This window comes from Actinomyces sp. MRS3W (genome assembly GCF_032465695.1).
Lineage (GTDB): Bacteria > Actinomycetota > Actinomycetes > Actinomycetales > Actinomycetaceae > Actinomyces.
Genome location: NZ_JAWDJJ010000321.1, coordinates 1 through 4254, shown reverse-complemented (window position 1 = coordinate 4254; position 4254 = coordinate 1). Strand labels below are relative to the sequence as shown.

5 protein-coding genes are annotated in these 4254 nt (G+C 63.8%); all 5 read right to left on the bottom strand.

Annotation, left to right across the window (positions count from 1 at the left end; all coding sequences use genetic code 11):
• Window positions 1–120: 120 nt before the first annotated feature.
• The gene (locus tag RWX45_RS12110; protein ID WP_316023972.1) at window positions 121–990 is read right to left on the bottom strand and encodes an aldo/keto reductase; all 870 of its coding nucleotides are present in this window, start codon (window positions 988–990) and stop codon (window positions 121–123) included.
• A 63-nt stretch (window positions 991–1053) separates the two neighbouring features.
• Entirely contained in the window at window positions 1054–1506 is a 453-nt protein-coding gene (locus RWX45_RS12105; RefSeq protein ID WP_316023971.1) for a cyclophilin-like fold protein, read from the bottom strand.
• Between the two features lie 17 nt (window positions 1507–1523).
• Window positions 1524–2570: a DUF3737 family protein gene (locus tag RWX45_RS12100; protein ID WP_316023970.1), complete on the bottom strand. Its 1047-nt coding sequence runs from the start codon at window positions 2568–2570 to the stop codon at window positions 1524–1526.
• Between the two features lie 90 nt (window positions 2571–2660).
• The gene (locus RWX45_RS12095) at window positions 2661–3695 is read right to left on the bottom strand and encodes an aldo/keto reductase (RefSeq protein WP_316023969.1); all 1035 of its coding nucleotides are present in this window, start codon (window positions 3693–3695) and stop codon (window positions 2661–2663) included.
• 43 nt (window positions 3696–3738) lie between these two features.
• The gene (locus RWX45_RS12090; RefSeq protein WP_316023968.1) at window positions 3739–4110 is read right to left on the bottom strand and encodes a DMT family transporter; all 372 of its coding nucleotides are present in this window, start codon (window positions 4108–4110) and stop codon (window positions 3739–3741) included.
• Window positions 4111–4254: the final 144 nt, after the last annotated feature.

Below are 4254 nucleotides of genomic sequence, written 5' to 3'. Positions count from 1 at the left end.
TCGCGGGCAGCCACGGTGTCGTTCAGGACGGCGGGGATCTCGACCCCGGCCGCTTTCAGTACGATGGGGGTGGGCATCTTCTTCCTCCTTTGCTCCAGTGTCCAATATCGAGACGTGCCTCTACTTCCGGCTGAACACCGGCATGCGGTTCATCAGGATGCCGTAGCTCTTGATGGGCTCGAAGGCGGCGAGTTCGGCCATGTCCTCGGCCGAGATCTCGAAGTCGACGGCGGCGTTCTCCGCCATGTGGGCGGGGTTCTCGGTCTTGGGGATGGCGACGCAGCCCAGCTGGATGCAGTAGCGGATGCACAGCTGCGAGGGGGTCACGCCGTACTTGCCCGCGATGCTGACGAGTCGCCTGTTCTTGAGCATCTTACCGTGGGCGATCGGCGCGTAGGCCTCCACGAGCACGCCGTTGCGCTGGCAGAACTCGATGAGCGCGGCCGGAGTGCTCGACACGTGGCAGAGGACTTGGTTCACTGCGGGGATCACCGTGCAGTTGTCCAGGATGTTCTGCAGGTCGTCCACGAGGAAGTTCGACACGCCGATCGAGCGCAGCTTGCCGGCTTTCTGCGCGTCCTCGAGCGCGCGGTATGCCTCGACGTTCTCGGCGAAGAAACGCCTGTCGTCCTTGCGCCAGTCGCGCCACGGCTGAGGGCTGTGGATGATGGCGAGGTCGAGGTAGTCGAGTCCGCTCGTCGCCAGCATCTCGTCGACCGCCCTCGAAGCGCTCTCGTAGCTCTTCGCCTCGGCTGCGATCTTGCTCGTGACGAACAGCTCCTCGCGGGGGACACCGCAGGTGCGCACGCCCTCGCCGACGCCGGCCTCGTTGCCGTAGGCCTGCGCGGTGTCGAAGAGGCGGTAGCCCAGCCCCACGGCGCTGCGCACGGCCCCGGCCGCGTTGCGGTCGCCGATGAACCAGGTTCCCAGCCCAAGCTTGGGAATGGCGTTGCCGTCGTTCAGGGTGTAGGTCTCCTGCAAAATGCTCATGTATGGTTCCTTTCTTTCGCGGTTGCTTTCCATCGTTGCTTTGCTTGAAGTCGCGCTTGTCTCTTACGGAAGCGACAGCGTCACGTCCACGTTGCCGTCGCCCAGCAGCTCCGCCAGCTCGGCCTGCGTAACGCCGTCGATGTGCCCGAGCAGCGTGAAGCTGTAGTGGTTGGGCCCGTAGTAGATGACGAACGAGCTGCCCATGAACAGCACCAGGTCGCCGGGGCGGGTGGTGAGGTCGGTGTCGTTGGCGGGCAGCCCCTTCCAGAGCATGCCCACCTTCTCCATGCCGGCGTAGTCCCGCATGCTCACCGTCTTCGGGCCGCGCTCGAGCATCTGGCGCAGCGCGTGTGCAGACGTGTTGTCCTCCATGGTTGCCGTCATGGTGCGCCCGTTCACGGTGAGGTCCATCTGGAAGGGCCCCGTGCACTGCACGTTGAAGAACCCGAACGGCGTGAACAGCCACAGGGCTCCCGCGACGAGCGCGGCCACGACGACGCCCGCGATGATTCCCATGGTCTTCCTCCTGCCGCTCATGCGCACGCCGCCATGTAACGGGCGTCGGCGTCCGTTTCCGCGTAGGAGCCTGCCGCTGATGGTTTTGCCGAGATGGTCTCGCCGGTTTCCCGTAGCACCACGACGCCAGTGCACTCCATGGCTGCATCGCCGAAAACGACGCTTCCGACCGAATCAGCGGTTATCGTGCCCGATCTCGGGTTCTTCACGGAGTCGATCCCGCCCCGTACGTCGGCGGAGACGTCGGAATACTCGAACGACAGGTCGCATCCTTCCATCGTGCAGTTCACGAGGGTCAGGTCCTTGCAGTAGCAAAACGGCTGCGTGCCGATGATCTGGCAGTCGATGAGCGTCAGCCCCTCCGAAAACCAGCCCAGGTACTCGCCTTTCAGCACCGAGTTGCGCACTGTCACGTTCTTGCTGTGCCAGAACGCGTCCTTGGTATCGAGCACGCTATCCGAGATTTCGAGTCCATCGATGTACTGGAAGGAGTACTTGCCGCTCATCTGCACGTTCTCCAGACGGATGTCGTGGCTGTCGAGGAACAGGTATTCCGATGCGATCTTCGAATCGGCCAACGATATCCCGCGGCATTTCCAGCCGAACTCATCGGATTCGATGTCGCACCCGCGCAGGGCGACGTCGCTGCACTCCCTCAGCGCCTTGATGCCGTGGAGCTCGCTTCCGGCAATCGCGCCGCCTTCCGCATACCACAGCGCGGCGCGGGCTGTCTCGACCATCCTGGCCCCGTCAAGCGAGAAGCCGCGAACGTGCCAGAGGGGGTAGCGCAGCTCGAAGTCTGAGTTCGATACGCGGATGTCCCTCGCCTCCTTGAGCGCGGACTCGCCGTCGGCCGGTCCCGCGAACCTACATCCAACCACGTCGGTAGAGGTCAGGTTGTAGAGCGCCCGCTCCCCGTCGAATCGCCTGCCCTCGATGCGCGGCCTCACGGCGCCCTCCCTGTATGTTCCTGATCCGTTCCCATTGAGCGAAACCAGTTCCTCGATATGAGCGTTTCCCTCGAACATTTGAGCCTTCTTTCGTCTCCAATAGTCAATATCCATGTGGATAGTATCTCAGGAGCTCGATGGGTCTTCCATTGCCAGAAACCGCGCGATGGCGATTACGCCACACTTATGGAGAAGTGGACATACCTACCAGCTGCCGAGCTTCTCGTCCCGGTTGAGGTTGTCGATGGCCTCCATCTGCGTTTCAGAGAGCTCGAAGTCGAACAGGGATATGTTCTCGACGATGTGATCCGGGTTCCCGGAGCCCGGAATCGCCACAACTCCCCGCTGGAGGTGCCATCTGAGGATGGTCTGCGCGGGCGTCCTGCCGAGCTCTTGCGCTACTCCCACGACGGTCTGGTCCGCGAGCATCTGATCGACGTGCCCGCGGCCGCCAAGCGGATACCATGCCTCCACGGCGATGCCCAGGTCGTGCATGTGGGGGATCACCTGGGGCTCCGAATAGAGGGGGTGGATCTCGTTCTGGACGAGCGCGGGGACAATCGAGACTTCCTCGATGAGCTGGTCGATCTCGTCGTTGTACCAGTTGGAGAGGCCGATCGAGCAGACCTTCCCGGATGCGACTGCCCTCTCCATGGCGTGGTAGGCATCGATATCGAAGGAGCCGGGATGGTGGAGCAGCATCAGGTCGATGTAGTCGAGCCCCATCCTCTCCAGCGCGCCGTCGATGGCGGTGCCTGCGGTGGCGAACTGGGTCGGGAAGAGCTTCGTGGTGACGAAGACCTCCTCGCGGGGGACCGGGGAGTCCCGGATCGCCTGACCGACCTGCGCCTCGTTCCGGTAGGCGTAGGCGGTGTCGACCAACCTCACGCCCGCATCCAGCGCCGCAGTCACAGACTCGTAGCATTCCTGCGCGCCGAGCTGGAGGACCCCGATGCCCGCCACGGGCATCTCGTAGCCGCTGTTCAGCTTGATGGTGGGGGCACGGCCATTCGTGCCGCCGGCCAAATCGAACGACGAGACGTTGCCGGGGCTCGCCGGGTCCGCCGTCGAAACAACGGCGGGCGCCGGCGCGCTCGCGCCCGTCGACGAGCATCCGGCAAGAACGCCCGCCGCCGTCAGCCCCGCCAGGCCCAGGAAGGCGTGTCGGGAAAGCGCTCGCGCCCCTTCGCTGCCGGCTGTTCGGGCTGAGGCTGCCGTTGAAACGTTTCTCTGATTCATGTTCGATCTCCTCGCATGTCGAATCTTTCCGCTTCGCGCGGGATTAAGGGGTTTGCTTCTGGGCAGTGCTAGCGGTTTCGCCCTGGCGCGAGCGATGCGCGGCCAGCTGCAATCCCGCCACGACGCCGACCGCCACGACGAGCAACGCCACTGCGGCGACCATGGCATTGGCGGCTCCCGTGAGGAAGTACCAGGCTGCTGTCGCCAATGCGTTGATGAGGGCCCACATCACGTAAGCGCGCACGACCCTGATCTTGCGGACCGCATACGAGAAGCAGATCGCGCTGACAGAGATCGTCGCCAAGAACAGGGCGGCGGGCATCAAGAGGGAGAAGCCCTCGGAGGCTGCGAGGGAGGTCGCCCAGACGGCTTGAAGCAATCCGCTCGCAACGAGTGCCAACCATGCCATTTCCATCAACTCCTATCGAGTCCGAAACCGTTCTTCGTGCAGGACGCGCCCTACAGGCTCGGGTACGCATCGGCGTCGACCGGCTCGAGCCACTCGTTGGAGGTCTCGGTGCCGGGCACCTCGATCGAGATATGGCTGAACCAGCTGTCC

What these genes read in the sequence shown, in the direction of transcription:
- RWX45_RS12100 (WP_316023970.1), bottom strand. Translation starts at nt 2,570, where the DNA reads ATGGATATTGACTATTGGAGACGAAAGAAGGCTCAAATGTTCGAGGGA.
- RWX45_RS12090 (WP_316023968.1), bottom strand. Translation starts at nt 4,110, where the DNA reads ATGGAAATGGCATGGTTGGCACTCGTTGCGAGCGGATTGCTTCAAGCC.
- RWX45_RS12095 (WP_316023969.1), bottom strand. Translation starts at nt 3,695, where the DNA reads ATGAATCAGAGAAACGTTTCAACGGCAGCCTCAGCCCGAACAGCCGGC.
- RWX45_RS12105 (WP_316023971.1), bottom strand. Translation starts at nt 1,506, where the DNA reads ATGGGAATCATCGCGGGCGTCGTCGTGGCCGCGCTCGTCGCGGGAGCC.
- RWX45_RS12110 (WP_316023972.1), bottom strand. Translation starts at nt 990, where the DNA reads ATGAGCATTTTGCAGGAGACCTACACCCTGAACGACGGCAACGCCATT.